At 70.1% G+C, this 17,718-nt stretch carries 17 protein-coding genes and 1 other RNA gene; 11 read left to right on the forward strand and 7 right to left on the reverse strand.

Annotation, left to right across the window (positions count from 1 at the left end; translation table 11 throughout):
- Window positions 1–29: 29 nt before the first annotated feature.
- Complete coding sequence (locus tag VGT06_11935) at window positions 30–842, reverse strand: cytidylate kinase family protein (protein ID HEV8663828.1); 813 nt, start codon at window positions 840–842, stop codon at window positions 30–32.
- A 255-nt stretch (window positions 843–1,097) separates the two neighbouring features.
- On the opposite strand from VGT06_11935, the gene VGT06_11940 reads away from it, so the two are divergent.
- A complete protein-coding gene (locus tag VGT06_11940; GenBank protein HEV8663829.1) occupies window positions 1,098–2,003 on the forward strand; it encodes a DivIVA domain-containing protein in 906 nt (301 codons plus the stop codon).
- Here the strand turns inward: VGT06_11940 and VGT06_11945 are convergent.
- Window positions 1,982–2,257, reverse strand: a complete 276-nt coding sequence (locus VGT06_11945) for a hypothetical protein (GenBank protein HEV8663830.1) — start codon at window positions 2,255–2,257, stop codon at window positions 1,982–1,984. The genes VGT06_11940 and VGT06_11945 overlap by 22 nt on opposite strands.
- Before the next feature lie 152 nt (window positions 2,258–2,409).
- Here VGT06_11945 and VGT06_11950 point away from each other — a divergent pair, with 152 nt between their 5' ends.
- From VGT06_11950 to phoU, 10 genes are all read left to right on the forward strand, one after another.
- Window positions 2,410–3,099: a response regulator transcription factor gene (locus VGT06_11950; protein ID HEV8663831.1), complete on the forward strand. Its 690-nt coding sequence runs from the start codon at window positions 2,410–2,412 to the stop codon at window positions 3,097–3,099.
- On the forward strand, window positions 3,099–4,910 hold the full coding sequence (locus VGT06_11955) for an ATP-binding protein (GenBank protein HEV8663832.1): 1,812 nt from the start codon (window positions 3,099–3,101) through the stop codon (window positions 4,908–4,910). The genes VGT06_11950 and VGT06_11955 overlap by 1 nt, the downstream gene beginning before the upstream one ends.
- Before the next feature lies 1 nt (window position 4,911).
- The gene (locus VGT06_11960) at window positions 4,912–5,334 is read left to right on the forward strand and encodes an arsenate reductase ArsC (GenBank protein HEV8663833.1); all 423 of its coding nucleotides are present in this window, start codon (window positions 4,912–4,914) and stop codon (window positions 5,332–5,334) included.
- A 1-nt stretch (window position 5,335) separates the two neighbouring features.
- A complete protein-coding gene (locus tag VGT06_11965; GenBank protein ID HEV8663834.1) occupies window positions 5,336–6,271 on the forward strand; it encodes a hypothetical protein in 936 nt (311 codons plus the stop codon).
- A 119-nt stretch (window positions 6,272–6,390) separates the two neighbouring features.
- The gene (locus VGT06_11970) at window positions 6,391–6,813 is read left to right on the forward strand and encodes a methylglyoxal synthase (protein HEV8663835.1); all 423 of its coding nucleotides are present in this window, start codon (window positions 6,391–6,393) and stop codon (window positions 6,811–6,813) included.
- A gap of 67 nt (window positions 6,814–6,880) precedes the next feature.
- Complete coding sequence (locus VGT06_11975; protein HEV8663836.1) at window positions 6,881–7,867, forward strand: phosphate ABC transporter substrate-binding protein PstS family protein; 987 nt, start codon at window positions 6,881–6,883, stop codon at window positions 7,865–7,867.
- 2 nt (window positions 7,868–7,869) lie between these two features.
- The gene (locus tag VGT06_11980) at window positions 7,870–10,140 is read left to right on the forward strand and encodes an ABC transporter permease subunit (GenBank protein HEV8663837.1); all 2,271 of its coding nucleotides are present in this window, start codon (window positions 7,870–7,872) and stop codon (window positions 10,138–10,140) included.
- Window positions 10,137–11,765, forward strand: a complete 1,629-nt coding sequence (gene pstA, locus VGT06_11985) for a phosphate ABC transporter permease PstA (GenBank protein ID HEV8663838.1) — start codon at window positions 10,137–10,139, stop codon at window positions 11,763–11,765. The genes VGT06_11980 and pstA overlap by 4 nt, the downstream gene beginning before the upstream one ends.
- Before the next feature lie 78 nt (window positions 11,766–11,843).
- Window positions 11,844–12,590, forward strand: a complete 747-nt coding sequence (gene pstB, locus VGT06_11990; GenBank protein ID HEV8663839.1) for a phosphate ABC transporter ATP-binding protein PstB — start codon at window positions 11,844–11,846, stop codon at window positions 12,588–12,590.
- Window positions 12,591–12,601: 11 nt separating this feature from the next.
- Window positions 12,602–13,303 (forward strand): phosphate signaling complex protein PhoU, encoded by a 702-nt coding sequence (phoU, locus tag VGT06_11995; protein HEV8663840.1) that lies wholly within the window; start codon window positions 12,602–12,604, stop codon window positions 13,301–13,303.
- 112 nt (window positions 13,304–13,415) lie between these two features.
- Here the strand turns inward: phoU and ssrA are convergent.
- The 5 genes from ssrA to gcvH all read right to left on the reverse strand — a co-directional run bounded on the left by ssrA (window position 13,416) and on the right by gcvH (window position 17,662).
- Window positions 13,416–13,766, reverse strand: a transfer-messenger RNA (tmRNA) gene (gene ssrA / locus VGT06_12000).
- Window positions 13,767–13,813: 47 nt separating this feature from the next.
- A complete protein-coding gene (gene smpB / locus VGT06_12005) occupies window positions 13,814–14,278 on the reverse strand; it encodes an SsrA-binding protein SmpB (protein HEV8663841.1) in 465 nt (154 codons plus the stop codon).
- Window positions 14,279–14,412: 134 nt separating this feature from the next.
- A complete protein-coding gene (gene gcvPB / locus VGT06_12010; protein ID HEV8663842.1) occupies window positions 14,413–15,927 on the reverse strand; it encodes an aminomethyl-transferring glycine dehydrogenase subunit GcvPB in 1,515 nt (504 codons plus the stop codon).
- Window positions 15,924–17,273: an aminomethyl-transferring glycine dehydrogenase subunit GcvPA gene (gene gcvPA, locus VGT06_12015; GenBank protein HEV8663843.1), complete on the reverse strand. Its 1,350-nt coding sequence runs from the start codon at window positions 17,271–17,273 to the stop codon at window positions 15,924–15,926. Before gcvPA ends, gcvPB begins: the two co-directional genes overlap by 4 nt.
- Window positions 17,273–17,662 carry a glycine cleavage system protein GcvH gene (gcvH, locus tag VGT06_12020; GenBank protein ID HEV8663844.1) on the reverse strand — a complete coding sequence of 130 codons (390 nt, stop codon included), beginning with the start codon at window positions 17,660–17,662 and terminating at the stop codon, window positions 17,273–17,275. Before gcvH ends, gcvPA begins: the two co-directional genes overlap by 1 nt.
- Window positions 17,663–17,718 lie beyond the last annotated feature (56 nt).

The following is a 17,718-nucleotide window of genomic DNA, read 5'->3' on the forward strand; positions in this document are numbered from 1 at the left end:
GCCCACCCCTTGCGCGCGAGCCGGGGCCCTTACCGGGGGCGCATGACGGTAGCCACGAGCCGGTTGCGGACCTCTCGGACGCCGGCGACCCCCCGGGCCACCCGCTCCGCCGCCTCCCGCTCGGCCTCCGAGGCAACCGTCCCCGCCAGCAGGACGCCGCCGGCTTCCGCGCGCACCTCCACGTCCAGGCGCGTCGTCGCCCCCTGGGCCTTCAAGACCGCCTTCACCTTGGCCGCCAGGTGGAGGTCGGCCACCCGCTGGCGCGAGGCCTCGGTGGAGCTGAACTCGGGCCGCTCCACGAGGCGGAGGACCTGCTCTACCCCGGCCTCCAGGCTCAAGCGCTCCGTGTTCAGGGTCAGGTCGTACTGCCAGGGATCCCGCCAGTCCACCTCGAAGAACTCCTGGACCCGGGCGCGCACCCCCCCGTCGTAGGCCCCGATCATCCGGAGGGCTGCCGTCCGCTCGATCCCGTGCCGCTCCATCACCCGGCGGCCCCGAACCTCCAGCGGGGCGCAGACCCGGATGGTGGGGACGTGGGAGACCGGCCGCAGGAGCAGGGTGGAGAACCGCCCCATGATGACCGCCCTCCCCCGCTCGGCGAAGTCGAAGACCTCGGCCGCCACGAAGATGAACTGCTTCCGGGAGGCGTGCCCGAGCCGCTCGAAGAAGCCGGGGCGCTCCTCCACCGCCTTGATCAGGTCCTCTTCAGACACCTCGAACTCCTGGGCGGCCTGCCGGATGATGTCCTGCCGGACGAACTCGTAGCCGAGGCGCCTGGCCACCTCCATCCCGATGTAGGTCCCGAGGCTCCCCATCTCCTTGGTCATCGCGATGACGGTCATGCCGCGCCTCCCGGGAGAGCGGGTCCCGGCACCCCAGCTGTAGTCTGGGCGTGAGCCCCAACTCGTTGCAGTCGCGCTAGTCTAGGAGACTTCCCCACCCCCGACAAGACGATTCTCGCCGCGGGAGGGGTCCGTCGCCCCACGCCCCGAGGGCGCGGACGGCCTCAGGGAGGCGTTGCCGGCGGGAGCCGGGGATGCTAGGATGCCGTCGCCCCGGCGGGACGAGGGGTGCCCCTGGCGCGGCGAAGGAGGCCCGTGGACGCGCGAACGTTCCTCGAGAGCCTGACGAGCCTGCTGTACGCCTCTCCCCTTGTGCTGGCCGCGGTCATCGTCCTGGCGGGGATTGTCCTCCTGCTCCTCGGGTGGCGCCTCGGCCGCCGGCGGGCCGAGCCGCTCCTCCCGGATATGGGAGAGCCGGGCGCGCCCAGGGCGGGGGAGGTCCCCCTGAGCGTCCCGGAGCTCCTGACCCCCGATATGGGGGCGGTCCTCTCCACGATCGAGATTCCACGGGCCGCCCCGGAACCGGGGCAGGGCGTCCCCATCACCCCCGGCCGCGGGGTCATCCCCGGCGCGCCCGAGGGCTCGCCGCTCTTCCGGCCCTCCGAGCGGCCGGCCCGCCCTTACGCGGCAAAGGAGTCTCCCCCGCCTCCCGAACCCCCCCGCTGGCGCATGCGCCCGGAGGAGATCCGGGCCCACACCTTCCGCCGGCGGCTGCGCGGCTACGACCCGCGGGAGGTGTACGAGTACCTGGTGGCGGTCTCGGACGAGCTGGGGGCCCTGCAGCGGCGGGGGGTGGAGTTCCGGCAGGAGAGCCAGCGGTTGCAGGCGGAGCTCAGCCGCTGGCGGGATCAGGCCGGAACGGTGCAGAACACGCTGGCCACGGCCCAGAAGCTGGCCGAGGAGATGATCGTGACGGCGCAGGAGGAGGCCGCCCGGGAGGCCGACCGGATCATTCGGGACGCCCTGGAGCGGCTGGCCCGCCTCCAGCAGGAGATCGGCCGTCTCGAGCAGGACCGGGGCAGGATCCAGGAGGAGATCCGGCGCGACGCCCTGGCCTTCGCCGCCGGCCTCCGGGAGCTGGAGGCCGAGGCGCTTCCCCTCCCGCGGGCGGGAGGTCCCCGGCCGCCCACGGGCGGACCTCAGGAGCCGGCGGGACCGTAGCGGCGGAGCAGATCGGCGACCATCGCCTGGGTCTCGGCAATCTTCGCCTGGCGCAGCGGGGCCAGGTGCGGGCTTTCGGCCAGCTTCAACTCGATATTCTCCAGGATGGCCGCTTCGACCTCCCCGAGGAACTCGGCGATCTCCTCCGGGCCGGCCGGGCCGTAGCGTCCTCCCCGGACCGCCTCACAGAAGTCCTCCAGACTCATCGGGTCTTCCATCTGCAGGTCCCAGAAGGTCCGCGCCAGCCGGTCCATCCCGCCTCCGGAGCCCCCGTCGGCAGCGACCCTGCCCCGACGAGTTCCCGTCCCTGCACCTCCTGTAGTATGCCACCAGCAGAGGTGATTTTTCTGCAATTCTTTTCGCCCCCCACGGGGTACACTCTCAGAGGAGCGACGGAGAAATCCAGATGGCCATCAAGGTGCTCGTGGTCGATGACGAGAAGGATATCGCAGCGCTGGTGCGCCACCACCTGGAGAGAGAGGGCTTTCAGTGCCTTCAGGCTGGCGATGGTCCCACCGCCCTCCGGCTCACCCGGCAACATCGCCCTGATCTGCTCATCCTCGATCTGATGCTTCCGGGCCTGGACGGCCTGGAGGTCTGCCGGCAGCTCCGCCGGGACGCGGGGACCGCGCGCGTTCCCATCCTCATGCTGACGGCCAAGGCGGAGGAGGTGGAGCGCGTGGTGGGGCTGGAGGTCGGGGCGGATGATTACGTGGTGAAACCCTTCAGCCCGCGCGAGCTGGTCGCGCGGGTCAAGGCCATTCTCCGCCGGGCGCAAGGGCCGCCCGGCCCGGCGGTGAGGCGGATCGGCGAGCTCGAGGTCAATGAGGCCGGCTATCAGGTGGCGGTCAAGGGGAAATCGGTCGAGCTGACCCTCAAGGAGTTCGGCCTCCTCCGCGCGCTCCTGCGGGCCAATGGCCGGGCCCTGAACCGGGAGCAGCTCCTCGAGGGGGTGTGGGGGTATCCCGACGCCACGGGGGTCGAGTCGCGGACGGTGGATGCCCACGTCCGCCGCCTCCGGGAGAAGCTGGGCTCCGAGGCCAGGCGGATCGTGACCGTGAAGGGCGTGGGGTACCGGCTCAACGTGGAGGAATGATGGGGAGGGTAAGCGAGGCGCTCCGGTCGAGGCTGGCACTTCGCCTGACCCTTGGCCTGCTCCTCGTCACCGCGCTCGGAATGGCGGTGATGGGGGTGTACATCGCCCGCGTCCTCGAGAGGCACTCGGTGGAGCGCCTCACGGCCGGATTGGTGACGCAGGCCAGGCTCATCCACGACGCCATCGCCCCCGCTCTCCTGCGGGGGGGCCCGCCGGAGCGGGTGCAGGAGCTGGCCGAGAAGTATGCGGTGAAGCTCGGGGCGCGGGTGACGGTGATCGCCAAGGACGGGAGGGTTCTCGGGGATTCGGAGCGGGATCCGGAAGGGGTCCGGCGGATGGAGAACCACGCCGCGCGGCCCGAGGTCAAGGCGGCGCTCGCGGGGAGCGTCGGAAGCCACCTGCGGAGGAGCCGCACGCTCGACGTCGAGATGCTCTACGCAGCCATTCCCCTCAGCGACGGGGCCAGCGTCAAGGGGGTGCTCCGCTTCGCCCTCCCCATGACCGAGGTGGCCAAGACGGTCAGATCGGTGCGCCGCACCGTAGCGGTCGGGGCGCTGCTCGCCTTCGGGGTGGCCCTCGCGGTAGGGCTCTTCATCAGCCGGCGGGTGACGCGGCCGGTGACGGAGATGCAGGCCGCCGCCCGCCGGATGGCCGAAGGGGACTTCGACCGGAAGGTGCCAGCCGCCGGCAAGGACGAGATCGCCGAGCTCGGCCAGGCGCTGAACGCCATGGCGATGCGCCTGAAGGAGAAGATGCAGGACCTGGACGGCGAACGGGCCAAGCTTGCGGCGATCCTCGACAGCATGGTGGAGGGGGTCATCGCCATCGATTCCCGGGGACGCGTCCTCCTCCTGAACCCCGGCGCCCGCGCAATCTTCGATCTCCAGGGGCAGACCGTGACAGGACGGCCCCTCCTGGAGGTGATCCGGCAGAAAGAGCTCTTCGACCTCGTCCAAGGCTGCCAGACCTGCGGCGCGGGAGAGACGTGCCGGCGCGAGGTGGAGCTGGGCCCGCCGATCGGTCGGATCCTGGAGGCCCATGCGTTCCCGGTGCGCATCGACATCGCGGGAATGGGGACCCTCCTGGTCCTTCACGACATCACCGAGCTTCGTCGCCTCGAGCGGGTGCGGACGGAGTTCGTCGCGAACGTCTCCCACGAACTGCGCACGCCCCTCACCTCCATCAGGGGCTATCTGGAGACGCTCCTCGATGGGGCCCTGGAGGAGGCCGCGAATGCGCGGCGCTTCCTGGAGGTGGCCCATACCCATGCCGAGCGCCTCGGGCGGCTGATCGACGACCTCCTCCAGCTCTCGGATCTTGAGACCGGCAAGGTGATCCTCAAGCCCGCCCCGCTCGGCCTCCGCGACGTGGCCGGCGCGGTGGTGGCCATGTTCGAGAACCAGGCCGCCGCCAAGACCCTTGCCCTCCTGAATCAGGTCCTCCCGGACCTCGATGTACAGGCGGACCGGGACCGCCTCTCCCAGATCTTCGTGAACCTGGTGGACAATGCGGTGAAGTACACGCCGGAAGGCGGCCAGATCACGCTGAGCGCAACGCGGAGGCCGAGCGATTTCGTCGAGATCCAGGTTGGCGACACCGGAATCGGGATCCCCTCGACCGATCTGCCGCGGATCACGGAGCGCTTCTATCGGGTGGACAAGACCCGCTCCCGGGAGATGGGCGGGACCGGTCTCGGACTGGCGATCGTCAAGCACCTCGTCCAGGCCCACGGCGGGGAGCTCTGGATCGAGAGCCGGCTGAACCGGGGCACCACCGTCCATTTCACCCTCCCGGCCGCACAGGAGCGCTGACATGGACCGGAAGAAGGTGCTCTTCGTCTGCACGGGCAATTCCGCCCGCAGCCAGATGGCCGAGGGATTCTTGCGAGCCTACGGCGAGGGACGGGTCGAGGCCCTGAGCGCCGGTATCGAGCCGAGGGGCCTGAACCCGGCTGCGGTGGAGGTCATGCGCGAGAAAGGCGTCGATATCTCCTCCCACCGGTCGAAGGCGTTCTCCGAAGACCTCGCCCGCGCCATGGACTACGTGATCACGGTATGCGGAAACGCCGAGGAACGCTGCCCGCTGCTCCCGCCTGACGTGAAGCACCTCCACTGGCCCCTCGACGACCCGGCGCGGGCCAGGGGCTCGCGAGACGAGGTCCTCGCGGTCTTCCGCCGATCCCGTGACGAGATCGAGGAACGGATGCGCGACCTCCTCCCGGAGCTGTTGGCCTGAGATGCTGCTCGGCGCGCTGTTGCTGGTCGCCGGCCTCGCCCTCGTGCTGTGGGGGGCGGAGCGGTTCACGGACGGCGCGATCGCGAGTGCGGCGCGCTTCGGGTTGAGTCCATTTTTCGTCGGCGCCGTGCTCTCCGGCTTCGAGCCCGAGAACCTGGTCACCGGCCTGGTGGCGGCGGTGCAGGGGCTTCCCCAGGTGGCGCTCGGGACGGTCATCGGGGCCGCCATCTTCATGCTGACCGGGGGGCTGGGTCTGGCGTTGCTCCTCGTTCCCATGGAGGTGCGGATCCCACCAGCGGCCGCGATGGCCATGGCAGCGAGTCTCGTGCCGTTTGCCGTGGTGCTGTGGAATGATGGGACGGTCAGCCGGGGAGAGGGGGCCCTCCTCCTCGCCACAGGCGTCGGCCTCATCGTGTGGCTCTCCAGGCGCTCTCGGCTGCCCGTCGGCACCGCCGACCCGGCCGACCCCTCCCGTGCCCTGCACCGTGCCCGGGCGCTGGGCCTGCTGGCGGGAGGGGCCGCGGTGATGCTCGTGGGAGCCGAGCTCCTGGTCCGGGGCGTCACCATGCTGATCGCCACCCTCCGCCTCTCCGAAACCTTCCTCGGCATGATCGTGGTGGGAATGGGGGAGAGTGTCGAGGAGGCCGCGCGGATGGTCACCCCGGCCCGGCGGGGGCACCCCGAGCTGGCGTGGGGGAACGTCGTGGGCACCGTGGTGATCCTTCTGGCCTTGAACCTGGGCGCCATCGCGCTCGTCCGCCCTCTGTCAGCGGATCCGCTGATCTTACGCCTCCATGCGCCCTACCTCATGGGATGCACGCTCCTGGTCGCGTCCGGGCTCCTCTGGGCGCGGAGGCTCGGGAGGGGAATGGGGGGGCTCCTGGTCGGCCTCTATCTCCTCTACCTCGGCCTGAACCTGCCCCACATCTTCCAGTAACCGCCTCCCTCCTCTCGCGTTACCCACAATTTACCTTCCCGTGCTTGGTTCGTCATCCCGGGGGGCGATCCTCCCGGGTGAGGTGGATGATCGCGCACGGCTCGGGGAAAGGAGGCAAGATGCCCGACGAACAGGAATGGGGGTGGCGCCGGTGGCGGGTCGCTCTCATCGCGCACGACGCGAAGAAATCCGACCTGGTGGCCTTCGTCCGGCGGCACCGGAGAGCATTTGCCGACTGGAGCCTGCTCGCCACCGAGGCGACGGCGGCCCTCCTGCGGCAGCAGGTCGGGCTGAAGGTCCGGGAAGTCCTCCCCGGCCCCCGCGGGGGCGACCTCGCGATCGGGGCCGAGATCGCCGCGGGGGAGGTCGATGCCCTGATCTTCCTCCGGGACCCGCTCACGGCCCAGCCACACGAGCCGGACATCACAGCGCTCCTGCGGGTGGCGGACGTCCATAACATCGCGGTGGCCACGAACCTGGCGAGCGCCGGGTGCCTAGTCAGGGCTCTTGCCCCGGAAGCGGGGATTGTTACACGCTCGTAACACAACCGTCACGGCTCTGTAACATCGGTCGGGGATCATGGAACCGAACAACGAGAGGAGAGACCAGATGCAACTGAAGAGGCGCGGACTGGCGGGAGGAATAGCCCTGGCGATGACCGTGGCCCTGGCGGGCCTCGGGGGTGCCCAGGATGCGTTGAGGGTGGACCCGGGGCTCCAACCCTATAAGGCGGTGAGCGGCGTCTCGGGGAACCTTTCCAGCATCGGCTCGGACACGCTGAACAACCTCATGACCCTGTGGGCCGAGACCTTCTCCAGGTTCTACCCGAACGTGAGGATCCAGATCGAGGGAAAGGGGTCCAGCACGGCCCCGCCGGCCCTGATCTCGGGGACGGCCCAGCTCGGCCCCATGTCCCGCCCGATGAAGGGGTCGGAGATCGACGCCTTCGAGAAGCGGTACGGCTACAAGCCGACCCCCGTCCGGACGTCGGTGGACGCCCTGGCCGTTTTCGTGAACAAGGACAACCCGATCCGATGCCTCACGATGGCCCAGGTGGACGCGATCTTCTCCAAGTCCCGCCGCTACGGCTACAAGGAGGACATCAAGACCTGGGGTCAGCTCGGGCTCACCGGGGACTGGGCGAACCGGCCGCTCAGCCTCTACGGGCGCAACTCGGCCTCCGGCACCTACGGCTTCTTCAAGGAGCACGCCCTGAAGAACGGCGACTACAAGGATGAGGTGAAGGAGCAGCCCGGCTCGGCCTCGGTCGTGCAGGGCGTGACCGTGGACCGTTACGCCATCGGGTACAGCGGGATCGGCTACGCCACCTCCGGCGTCCGGGCGGTGCCCCTCGCGGAGAAGGAAGGGGCCCGCTGCCAGGAGGCGACGCCGGACAACGCCTACGCCGGCACCTATCCCATGGCGCGGTTCCTGTACGTGTACACCAACCGGGCCCCCGGGAAGGGGCTCGACCCCTTGACCCGGGAGTTCGTGAAGCTGGTCCTGTCGAAGGAAGGGCAGGAGGTCGTGGTCAAGGATGGCTACTTCCCGATCCCGGCCAGCATCGCCCGGGAAGAGCTGAGCAAGCTCCTGTAGCGATGGCCGATCGCACCGAAGCACTCGCGGCGGGCGGGCCGGGGACCCCGGCCCGCCCGCTCACCCTCCCCCGGGAGCAGATCAGCCGCCGGCTCCTGGTGGACCGCCTGGCGCGCCGCCTCGTGGGGCTCGGCGGGGGGGCCATCATCGCCTCGATCCTCGCCATCCTGCTCGTCATCGCCGCCGAGGTCTTTCCTCTCTTCAAGGCGCCAACGGCCACGCCGGTCACCACGGTTCCGGCGGGAACCGGCGGACCGCCGCTCCGGGCCGGCGTCGACGAGTACCGCGAGGTGGCCTACGTGGTGACCCGGGCTGGCCTCCAGTTCGTCTCCCTCAAGGAGGAGCGGCTCCTCCCGACGCCGCCCCTGCCGGGGCTCGGCTCCGCGTCCGTGGTTTCCGCTTCGACCCCCCGGGGGGGCCAGTTGGCCCTGGGTCTCTCCGATGGGCGCGTGCTCCCGGTCGAGATCCTGTTCACCGTGTCGTTCCCCGCCGGCGGGCGACGGGTGGACCCCGAGCTGGGGGCGGCGGAGCCGCTCACGGCCGATCCAAACGGCCGGCCCGTGCGCCTCGTGGCCCAGGTCACCGCACCGAGCGGTCCCATGACCGCGGCCGTCGTCGGCCCGAAGGACCTCATCCTGGTCCTGGTGACCGAACGGAAGGCCCTGATCGGCCCCGCCACGAGGGAGGAGGCGCGCCGGTCGTTCGCGCTGCCGGTGGAGGGAGAGATCACCGCCCTGGCCCTGGACGGGCGGGGCGAGGACCTGTTCGTGGGCACCTCCGCCGGCCAGATCGCCCGCCTGGATCTCCGCGACCCGAGCGAGCCGGGGGTGGCGGAGGTCCTGCTCGCCGTGGGCCGCGCCGGGGTCGGCGTGACCGCGCTGGGCTTCCTGATCGGGGACCGGACCCTCGTCGTCGGCGACGCGGCAGGCGGCGTCAGCTCCTGGCAAATCCTCCCGGACGATGGCGGGCGGCGCCGCCTCCGGAAGATCCATGACTTCACTCCTCACGGCGGCCCCGTGGTGGCCTTCGCCTCCTCCCGCCGGGACAAGGGGTTCCTCACGGGCGACGGGTCCGGCACCGTACACCTCCACTACGGCACCACGGGAGCGACCCTGCTCACGGCCCGGGTCGAGGCCGATCAGCTCCGGGCCATCACCTTCGCCCCCAAGGCGGACGGCTTCGTGGCGGCCGACGCGGCGGGACGCCTGGCCCACTGGGGCCTACACAACCCCCACCCCGAGGTCACGTGGCGGAGCCTCTTCGCGAAGATCTGGTACGAGGGCTATCCCGAGCCCGACCACGTCTGGCAGTCCACGGGGGGGACCGACGATTTCGAGGCGAAGCTCAGCCTGACCCCGCTCATCTTCGGCACCCTGAAGGGGACTCTCTACGCCCTCCTCTTCGCCATCCCCGTCGCCCTCCTCGGCGCGCTCTACGCCTCCCAGTTCATGCACCCCACCCTGAAAGGGATCGTGAAGCCCACGGTAGAGATCATGGCCGCGCTCCCCAGCGTCGTCCTGGGGTTCGTGGCCGGGCTGTGGCTGGCGCCCATGGTGGAGAAGGTGGTGCCGGGGCTCTTCCTCCTGCCCTGGGTGCTCGCGGTGCTCATCCTCTTGGCCCTCGCCCTCTGGCGCCTGGCGCCGGTGACGTTCCGCCGACGGGTCCGAGCCGGGACGGAGGTCTTCCTGCTCGTGCCCGTCATCCTCGTGGGGGCTTGGCTCGCCTTCTCCCTCGGGGGGCTGGTCGAGTCGGCCCTTCTCGCCGGCGACTACCGGGGGTGGCTCCTGCGCACCCTGGGCCTCACCTACGACCAGCGGAACTCCCTGGTCGTGGGGTTCGCCATGGGCTTCGCCGTGATCCCGATCATCTTCACCATCGCCGAGGACGCCCTCTCGAACGTCCCGCCGCACCTGGTCGCCGGGTCGCTGGCGCTCGGCGCGACCCGCTGGCAGACGGCCCTGCGGATGGTCCTCCCCACGGCGAGCCCCGGGATCTTCTCCGCCATCATGATCGGGCTCGGGCGGGCCGTGGGCGAGACGATGATCGTCCTCATGGCAACGGGCAACACCCCCGTCATGGATTGGTCCATCTTCAACGGCTTCCGGGCTCTCTCGGCCAACATCGCCGTCGAGCTCCCGGAGGCGCCCGAGGGGGGGACGCTCTACCGGGTCCTCTTCCTGGCGGCCTTCCTCCTCTTCGTGATGACGTTCCTCGTGAATACCGTCGCCGAGCTGGTCCGGCTCCGGCTGCGCCGGAGGTACCAGGCGCTATGAGTCCCTGGAAGCGCTTCTGGAAGAGCGGCGATCCCTTCATCTGGCTCACGGGCGGGGCCCTGGCCCTCTCCATCCTGATGGTGACCGGGCTCACGCTCCTCATCCTCGTCAACGGGCTGGGCCTCTTCTGGCCGGCCGACGTGGTGCGGGTCACCCTGACCGACGGCACCGTGGTGATGGGCCAGGTCGCAGAGCGGGAGGCCATCCCGCAGCCGGGGGCTCCCCCGGCGACGCCCCCCCGGTACCGGATCCAGGTCAAGCAGGGGAACCGGGACCTCACCGGCAGCGACTTCGTCTGGGTCGAGGAAGCCCGGATCGCGAAGCGCGAGACCCCGCCGGAGGCTGTCGTCATCGAGCGGCGGGAGTGGGGAAACCTGTACGGGATCCTCGGGGTGGTGAAGGAAGGGGGTCGGGTGGTGGCGGAGGGACCCGAGGCCGGCTGGGGGGAGCTCCAGGCCCGGCTGCCGCAGGCTGCCCGGCTCTCCCGGGAGATCCGGCGGATCGAGAAGAAGGAGATCGGTGCCATCAACCATGCGCAGGAGAAGATCCGCCTCCGGCTCCGGCGCCTCGCGCTGGGCAACGTCCCGGCCGGCCTGGAGGTCGAGCGGCTCCGGCAGGAGGCGGCGGCGTGGGACGCCCGGTACCGGGAGCAGGAGGGGGCTCTCACCCTGCTCCGGCAGACCTCGACGGGCAGCGTCACGATCGCCGCGGCAGGGGGCAAGGAAAAGGAGGTCCCCCTCGCCCAGGTGGTCCGGGCCTACCGCCCGAACGCGATGGGGCTCCCCGAGAAGGTGGGCTTCTACCTCGCCAAGGTCTGGGAGTTCATCGCGGACGAGCCCCGGGAGGCGAATACGGAGGGGGGGATCTTCCCCGCCATCTTCGGGACCGTGATGATGGTCCTGATCATGAGCCTCGCCGTGACGCCGCTGGGGGTTCTGGCCGCCTTCTACCTCCGGGAGTACGCCCGGCAGGGGCCGGCGGTCAGCGCCGTCCGGATCGCGGTGAATAACCTGGCGGGGGTGCCGTCCATCGTCTTCGGGGTCTTCGCCGTCGGCTTCTTCATCTACTCCGTCGGGGGGACGATCGACCAGCTCTTCTTCGCCGAGGCGCTCCCGACCCCGACCTTCGGCACCGGCGGGATCCTCTGGGCCTCGCTCACGCTGGCGCTGCTCACGGTCCCCGTGGTGATCGTGGCCACCGAGGAGGGGCTGGCGGCGCTGCCCGCCGGGACGCGGGAGGCCTCGCTCGCCCTCGGGGCGACCAAGTTCGAGACGACCTGGCGCGTGGTGCTCCCGGCGGTGATGCCGAGTATCCTCACCGGCCTGATCCTGGCCATGGCCCGCGCCGCCGGCGAGGTCGCGCCGCTCATGATCACCGGCGTGGTCAAGCTGGCCCCGGCCCTGCCCATCGACGGGTTCTGGCCCTTCCTCCACCTCGACCGGAAGTTCATGCACCTGGGGTTCCACATCTACGACGTCGGCTTCCAGTCGCCGAACGTGGACGCGGCGCGGCCGATGGTGTATACGACCACCATGCTGCTGCTCCTGATCGTCCTGGCCCTGAACCTTGCCGCCATCAGCCTGCGGAACCGACTCCGGCGCAAGTACGCCGTGTCGGCCCTGTAGGAGCGGAGGATGCCCACGGAGATCCTGCCCCGGGCCCCGCGCGGAGGCCTCCCGGCCGCCGCGGGCGCGGAGACACCCATGGTGAAGATCAAGGACCTCTCGCTCTGGTACGGGGAGAAGATCGCCCTCAAAGACATCTCCATGGCGGTCCCCCAGCACCGGATCACCGCCTACATCGGGCCCTCCGGCTGCGGCAAGACCACCCTGCTCCGCTGCCTGAACCGGCTGAACGACCTGGTGGACGGGGTCCGGATCGCCGGCACCATCCAGGTCGGCGGGACCGACATCTACGACCCGGCGCTGGATGTCACGGAGCTGCGCAAGCGCGTGGGGATGGTCTTCCAGAAGTCGAACCCGTTCCCCAAGTCCATCTACGAGAACGCCGCCTTCGGACCCCGGATCCTCGGGGTCCGGAGCAAGGCAGACCTGGACGGGATCGTGGAGCGGAGCCTGCGGGCCGCCGCGCTCTGGGAGGAGGTCTCGGACCGGCTGCACGACAGCGCGCTCAGCCTCTCGGGCGGCCAGCAGCAGCGCCTCTGCATCGCCCGCGCGCTCGCCGTCGAGCCGGACGTGCTCCTGATGGACGAGCCCTGCTCCGCCCTGGACCCGATCGCCACGGCCAAGATCGAGGACTTGATGCTGGAACTGAAGCACCGGTATACGATCATCATCGTCACGCACAACATGCAGCAGGCGGCCCGCGTCTCCGACTATACGGGGTTCCTCCTCCTCGGCGAGCTGGTGGAATTCGGGGTCACCAAGGAGCTCTTCCGGATGCCCAGGGACCACAGGACGGAGGCCTACCTCACCGGACGGTTCGGGTAGGGGGAGGGGGGATGGAGCGGCGATTCGAAGTAGAGCTTCAGGCCCTGCGGGACCGCCTCCTGGGGATGGGGAGCGTGGCCGAGGCGATGATCCACAAGAGCGTCAAGGCTCTCGTGGATCGGGAGGAGGCGCTGGTGCAGGCCGTGCTGGCCCACGAGGAGGAGATGGACCTCCTCTGCATCGAGATCGACGATCGGTGCCTGACGCTCCTCGCCCTCCGCCAGCCGATGGCCTCGGACCTCCGCTTCATCGCCGCCGCCATCAAGATCAACAGCGACCTCGAGCGCATCGGGGACCAGGCGGTGAGCATTGTGCTCCGGGCCCGCTCCCTCATCACCCAGCCCCAGGTCAAGCCCCTCATCGATATCCCCCGCATGGCGGGCCTCGCGCAGGAGATGGTCCGGAAGAGCCTCGACGCGTTCGTCCGCCGCGACCCGGACCTCGCCCGGAGCGTCATCGAGGCGGACGACGAGGTGGACAGCCTGCGGGACCAGGTCTTCCGGGAGCTCCTCACCTACATGATCAGCGATCCTGCCACCATCCCCCGGGCGATCGACCTGATCCTGGTCTCCCGGCGCCTGGAACGCATCGCCGATCATGCGACGAACATCGCGGAAGACGTGATCTACATCGTCCGCGGCGAGGATGTCCGGGAGCGGGGGGACAAGGAGCTCCGGAAGGGCCTGCGCCAGCCCGGCCCGAAGCCGGGGTAACCGCGGCCCCGCCGGCCCGCTCCCGGGGGATGCGGGCGACGCCCTGCGGGCGCCGGCTTCGAAGGAAAACGCCCCCGGGGGCCGCCATGGCCGCCGGGGGCTGACGATCGGTTGGTGGAGGCGGCGGGAGTCGAACCCGCGTCCGAGAAGGGACCCGTAACCGCTTCTACGTGCGTAGCCTGCGAATTGATTCTCGCCCCTTGGGCGCCCACAGGCGGGCTCCTGTTGGGGCCAGCCCTACGTGCTCTCGCCCGCCGGCCCCGGGCCGGGCCGGAGGGCCAGCCTTCCTGTACGGCGCGGCTCCCGCCCCGAAAGGCGAAGGCGGGGACGCGTGGCTGTTAGTTAGGCAGCCAGGGCCAATTCGTGATTGGCAGGTGCTTGTTTCCCATGGGATTTACGAGGGTCATGGGACCTCGGCACGCCGCCGCTACTCATCTCCTCCCCGTCGAAACCGAGCGCCCCCTTTCGTGAGTGGTCCGGGACCGCGGGAGCGGGTCCGGCAGGCTCCGCTCACGACGCCTGCCCGACCGCCTTGAGAGCCTGGGCGATCTCCCGCTCCGTGGTCCGCCGCTTGATGTCCTCCCGCTTGTCATAGAGCTTCTTGCCTCGGGCCAGGGCCAGCTCCACCTTGACGCGCCGGCCCTTGAGGCTGAAGGCCAGGGGGATGAGGGTGAGCCCCTTCTCCTGCACCTTCCCGATGAGGCGCCGGATCTCCTGCCGGTGCAGGAGGAGCTTCCGCCGCCGGAGGGGGTCGTGGTTGAAGCGGTTGCCCGCCTCGTAGGGGCTGATGTGGCAGTTCACCAGGAAGACCTCGCCCCCCTTGACCTCCCCGTAGGCCTCCTTCAGGTTGGCCCGCCCGTTCCGCAGCGACTTGACCTCCGTCCCCTGCAGGGCGATGCCCGCCTCGAAGGTCTCCTCGATGTGGTAGTCGTGCCGGGCCTTCCGGTTCGTGGCCAGGACCTTGCCCTCGGCCATCCTCCCCTCCTCGTCTGCCATCTCTATTGTATACGCGGGCGGGCGGAACCTCAAGCCCAGAGACCCATCCCCTGGAAACGCGAAGCCCCCGGAGCCGCGGCTCCGGGGGCGCGCTTCCTGCGAATCCGGATCCCCTATCCGGCCCCTCCCCCGGGCGGGGGCGCCGGGCGGGGCTGCCACCGGAGGTTCGGCTCCCGGGCAGCCTTCACCTCGTTCAGGCGGGAGACCCGGGGCTTGACGGGGGCCTCGTGCAGGAGGTCGGGGTGCTCCTCCGCCTCCGCCGCGATCCGCCTGAGGGCCGCGATGAACTGGTCCAGGGTCTCCTTGCTCTCCGACTCGGTCGGCTCGATCATGAGCGCCCCCTTGACGATGAGGGGGAAGTAGATGGTGGGGGGGTGGAAGCCGTAGTCCATCAGGCGCTTGGCGATGTCCAGGGTGTGGACGTCCTTCTTCGCCTGCAGGGCATCCGAGAAGACGCACTCGTGCTTGCACGCGCGGTCGTAGGGAAGGTCGTACACCCCCTTCAGCTGGTTCATCAGGTAGTTGGCGTTGATGACGGCGGTCTGGGCCATGCGGCGCAGGCCGTCCGGGCCGAGGGTGCGGATGTAGGCGTAGGCCCGGACCATCATGCCGAAGTTGCCGTAGAACGCCCGGACCTTGCCGATGGAATGGGGCCGCCCGTAGTCGAGGGCGTAGCGCGCCCCCCGCTTCACGACCACCGGGACCGGCATGAAGGGGGCCAGGTGGGCCTTCAGGGCGACCGGGCCGGAGCCCGGCCCCCCCCCGCCGTGCGGGGTGGAGAAGGTCTTATGGAGGTTGTACTGCAGCACATCGATCCCCATGGCGCCCATCTTGGCGATCCCCACCATGGGGTTCATGTTGGCCCCGTCGCAGTAGACCTGCCCTCCCTTGGCGTGGACCACCTGGCAGACCTCCACGATGTTCTCCTCGAAGAGCCCCAGGGTGTTCGGATTGGTCACCATGATGGCGGCCACGTCCGCGTCCATCACGTCCGCCACGACCTGCGGCTCGACCGAGCCCCGGGGGCCGGTCTTCACCGGAATCACCTGGTAGCCGCAGATGGCGGAGGAGGCGGGGTTGGTGCCGTGGGCCGAGTCCGGGACCAGCACCTTCTTGCGGGGGTTCCCCTTGCTGACGTGGTACGCCCGGATCAGGAGCATCCCGGTCAGCTCGCCGTGCGCCCCGGCCGCGGGCTGGAGCGACGCGGCGTCCATGCCGGCGATCTCCGCCAGGTACGCGGCCAGCTCGTGCATGAGCTGGAGCGCCCCCTGGCTCAGCTCCTCCGGCTGAAAGGGGTGGGCCCGGGCGAAGCCCGGCAGGCGCGCCGCGTCCTCGTTCACGCGGGGGTTGTACTTCATGGTGCAGGAGCCCAGCGGGTACATGCCGAGGTCGATCCCGTAGTTCCACTGGGAGAGCCGGGTGAAGTGGCGGACGACGTCCATCTCGCTCACCTCGGGGAACCCCGGGATCTCCTTCCGGAGGAACTTCCGGGGGATCAGCCGCTCCGCCTTCTCCTCGGGGACGTCGCTTTGCGGGAGGGAGTAGGCCACCCGTCCCGGCACGCTCCGGTCGAAGATCAGGGGCTCGTTGAAGACGAGGCCGCGGGTGCCGACGGTGTACTCGCTCATCGTCCCCCTCCCAGGGCCTTCACCAGCCCGTCAATCTCCTCCCGGCGGTTCTGCTCGGTCACACAGACCAGGAAGCAGTCCCGGAGCTCGGGATAGAAGCGATCCAGCGCCACCCCCGCGAGGACCCGCTTGCGGGCCAGGGCCCCGAGGAGCTGGCGGACGGGACGGCGCTTACTCTGCACCACGAACTCGTTGAACGTCGGGCCGCCGAACCGGAGGGCGAACCCTTTCGCCTTGGCGAGCTTCCGCTTGGCGTAAGCCGCCTTTCGGAGGTTCTGGAGGGCCATCTCCCGCACCCCCTGCTTCCCCAGGGTGCAGAGGGCGATGGTGGCGGCCAGCGCGCAGAGTCCCTCGTTGGTGCAGATGTTGGAGGTGGCCTTCTCCCGGCGGATGTGCTGCTCCCGGGTGGAGAGGGTGAGGACGTAGCCCACCCGACCGTCCCGATCCTCGGTCTGCCCCACCAACCTCCCGGGCATGCTCCGGATGTACCGCTCCCTGGTGGCGAAGAAGCCCAGGTAGGGGCCCCCGAAGGAGATGGGATTGCCGAACGCCTGCCCCTCCCCCACCACGATGTCGGCCCCCAGCTCGCCGGGAGGGGCGAGGAGGCCCAGGGAGACCGGCTCGGCCACGGCCACGACCGCCAGCCCTCCCTTCGCGTGGGCGGCGTCGGCCGCCTCGGCCACCTCCTCCACGACCCCGAAGAAATTGGGGGACTGGACCGCCACGCAGGCCGTCTGCTCCGTCACCGCGGCCCGGAGGAGCTTCAGGTCGCTCCCGCCTGCGGCCCCGTAGGGGACCTCGCGGATCCGGATCCCCAGCGGCCCCAGGTAGGTCCGGATCACCTGCCGGTAGTCCGGGTGGACGGTGCGGGCGACCACCACCTCCTCGCGGCCCGTGGCCCGTTGCGCCATCAGGACCGCCTCCGCCAGCGCCGATCCCCCGTCGTACATCGAGGCGTTGGCCACCTCCATCCCGGTGAGCTGGCAGACGAGGGTCTGGTACTCGTAGATGGCCTGGAGCGTCCCCTGGGAGATCTCGGGCTGGTAGGGGGTATAGGCGGTCAGGAACTCCCCCCGGAGGATCAGGTGGTTCGTGATCGTCGGGGCAAAGTGGTTGTAGGCCCCGGCCCCCAGGAAGGAGGCGTAGCTGTCCACGTCGGCATCCCGGGCCGCCAGGCCCGTGAGGTGCCGCATGAGGTCGGTCTCGGAGAGGGCGGGCGGGAGCCGCAGGTCTCCTTTGACCCGGACCTGCCGGGGGATGTCGGCGAAGAGGTCCTCCACCGACCGGACGCCCATGGTGGTGAGCATCTGCCGGCAGTCGGCGTCGGTGTTGGGGATGTAGCGCATCACTTCCCTCCTCGCTCCAGGAAGGCCGTGTACTGCTGCGCGGTCATGAGGGCGTCCAGCTCCTTCGCGTTCTTGACCTTCACCACGATCATCCAGCCCTTCCCGTAGGGATCCTGGTTCACCAGCTCCGGCTGCTTCTCGAGAGCGGTATTCGCCTCGACCACCTCCCCGCTCACGGGGGAGTAGAGGTCGGAGACGGCCTTCACCGACTCCACGACGCCGAAGGCCTCCATCTGGCGGAGCGGGCGCCCCTTCTTGGGGAGCTCCACGAAGACCACGTCCCCGAGCTGGTCCTGGGCGTAGTGGGTGATCCCGACGCGCCCTCGGTCCCCTTCGATCTTGACCCACTCGTGCTCGCGCGTGTACTTCAGGCCCTCGGGGTTCGTCATGCGCACCTCCCGCTCGAGAGGGATCATGGGCGGCGCCCGCCGCCCGGCCGCGGCGC

The sequence above is a fragment of the Candidatus Methylomirabilis sp. genome (assembly GCA_036000645.1).
Taxonomy (GTDB): Bacteria; Methylomirabilota; Methylomirabilia; order Methylomirabilales; family JACPAU01; genus JACPAU01.

Coding starts and splice junctions, on each gene's coding strand:
- VGT06_11950 (HEV8663831.1), top strand. CDS start 2,410: ATGGCCATCAAGGTGCTCGTGGTCGATGACGAGAAGGATATCGCAGCG.
- VGT06_11965 (HEV8663834.1), top strand. CDS start 5,336: ATGCTGCTCGGCGCGCTGTTGCTGGTCGCCGGCCTCGCCCTCGTGCTG.
- VGT06_11960 (HEV8663833.1), top strand. CDS start 4,912: ATGGACCGGAAGAAGGTGCTCTTCGTCTGCACGGGCAATTCCGCCCGC.
- VGT06_11945 (HEV8663830.1), bottom strand. CDS start 2,257: ATGGACCGGCTGGCGCGGACCTTCTGGGACCTGCAGATGGAAGACCCG.
- VGT06_11975 (HEV8663836.1), top strand. CDS start 6,881: ATGCAACTGAAGAGGCGCGGACTGGCGGGAGGAATAGCCCTGGCGATG.
- gcvPB (HEV8663842.1), bottom strand. CDS start 15,927: ATGAGCGAGTACACCGTCGGCACCCGCGGCCTCGTCTTCAACGAGCCC.
- smpB (HEV8663841.1), bottom strand. CDS start 14,278: ATGGCCGAGGGCAAGGTCCTGGCCACGAACCGGAAGGCCCGGCACGAC.
- pstA (HEV8663838.1), top strand. CDS start 10,137: ATGAGTCCCTGGAAGCGCTTCTGGAAGAGCGGCGATCCCTTCATCTGG.
- VGT06_11980 (HEV8663837.1), top strand. CDS start 7,870: ATGGCCGATCGCACCGAAGCACTCGCGGCGGGCGGGCCGGGGACCCCG.
- VGT06_11970 (HEV8663835.1), top strand. CDS start 6,391: ATGCCCGACGAACAGGAATGGGGGTGGCGCCGGTGGCGGGTCGCTCTC.
- pstB (HEV8663839.1), top strand. CDS start 11,844: ATGGTGAAGATCAAGGACCTCTCGCTCTGGTACGGGGAGAAGATCGCC.
- phoU (HEV8663840.1), top strand. CDS start 12,602: ATGGAGCGGCGATTCGAAGTAGAGCTTCAGGCCCTGCGGGACCGCCTC.
- gcvPA (HEV8663843.1), bottom strand. CDS start 17,273: ATGCGCTACATCCCCAACACCGACGCCGACTGCCGGCAGATGCTCACC.
- VGT06_11955 (HEV8663832.1), top strand. CDS start 3,099: ATGGGGAGGGTAAGCGAGGCGCTCCGGTCGAGGCTGGCACTTCGCCTG.
- VGT06_11935 (HEV8663828.1), bottom strand. CDS start 842: ATGACCGTCATCGCGATGACCAAGGAGATGGGGAGCCTCGGGACCTAC.
- gcvH (HEV8663844.1), bottom strand. CDS start 17,662: ATGACGAACCCCGAGGGCCTGAAGTACACGCGCGAGCACGAGTGGGTC.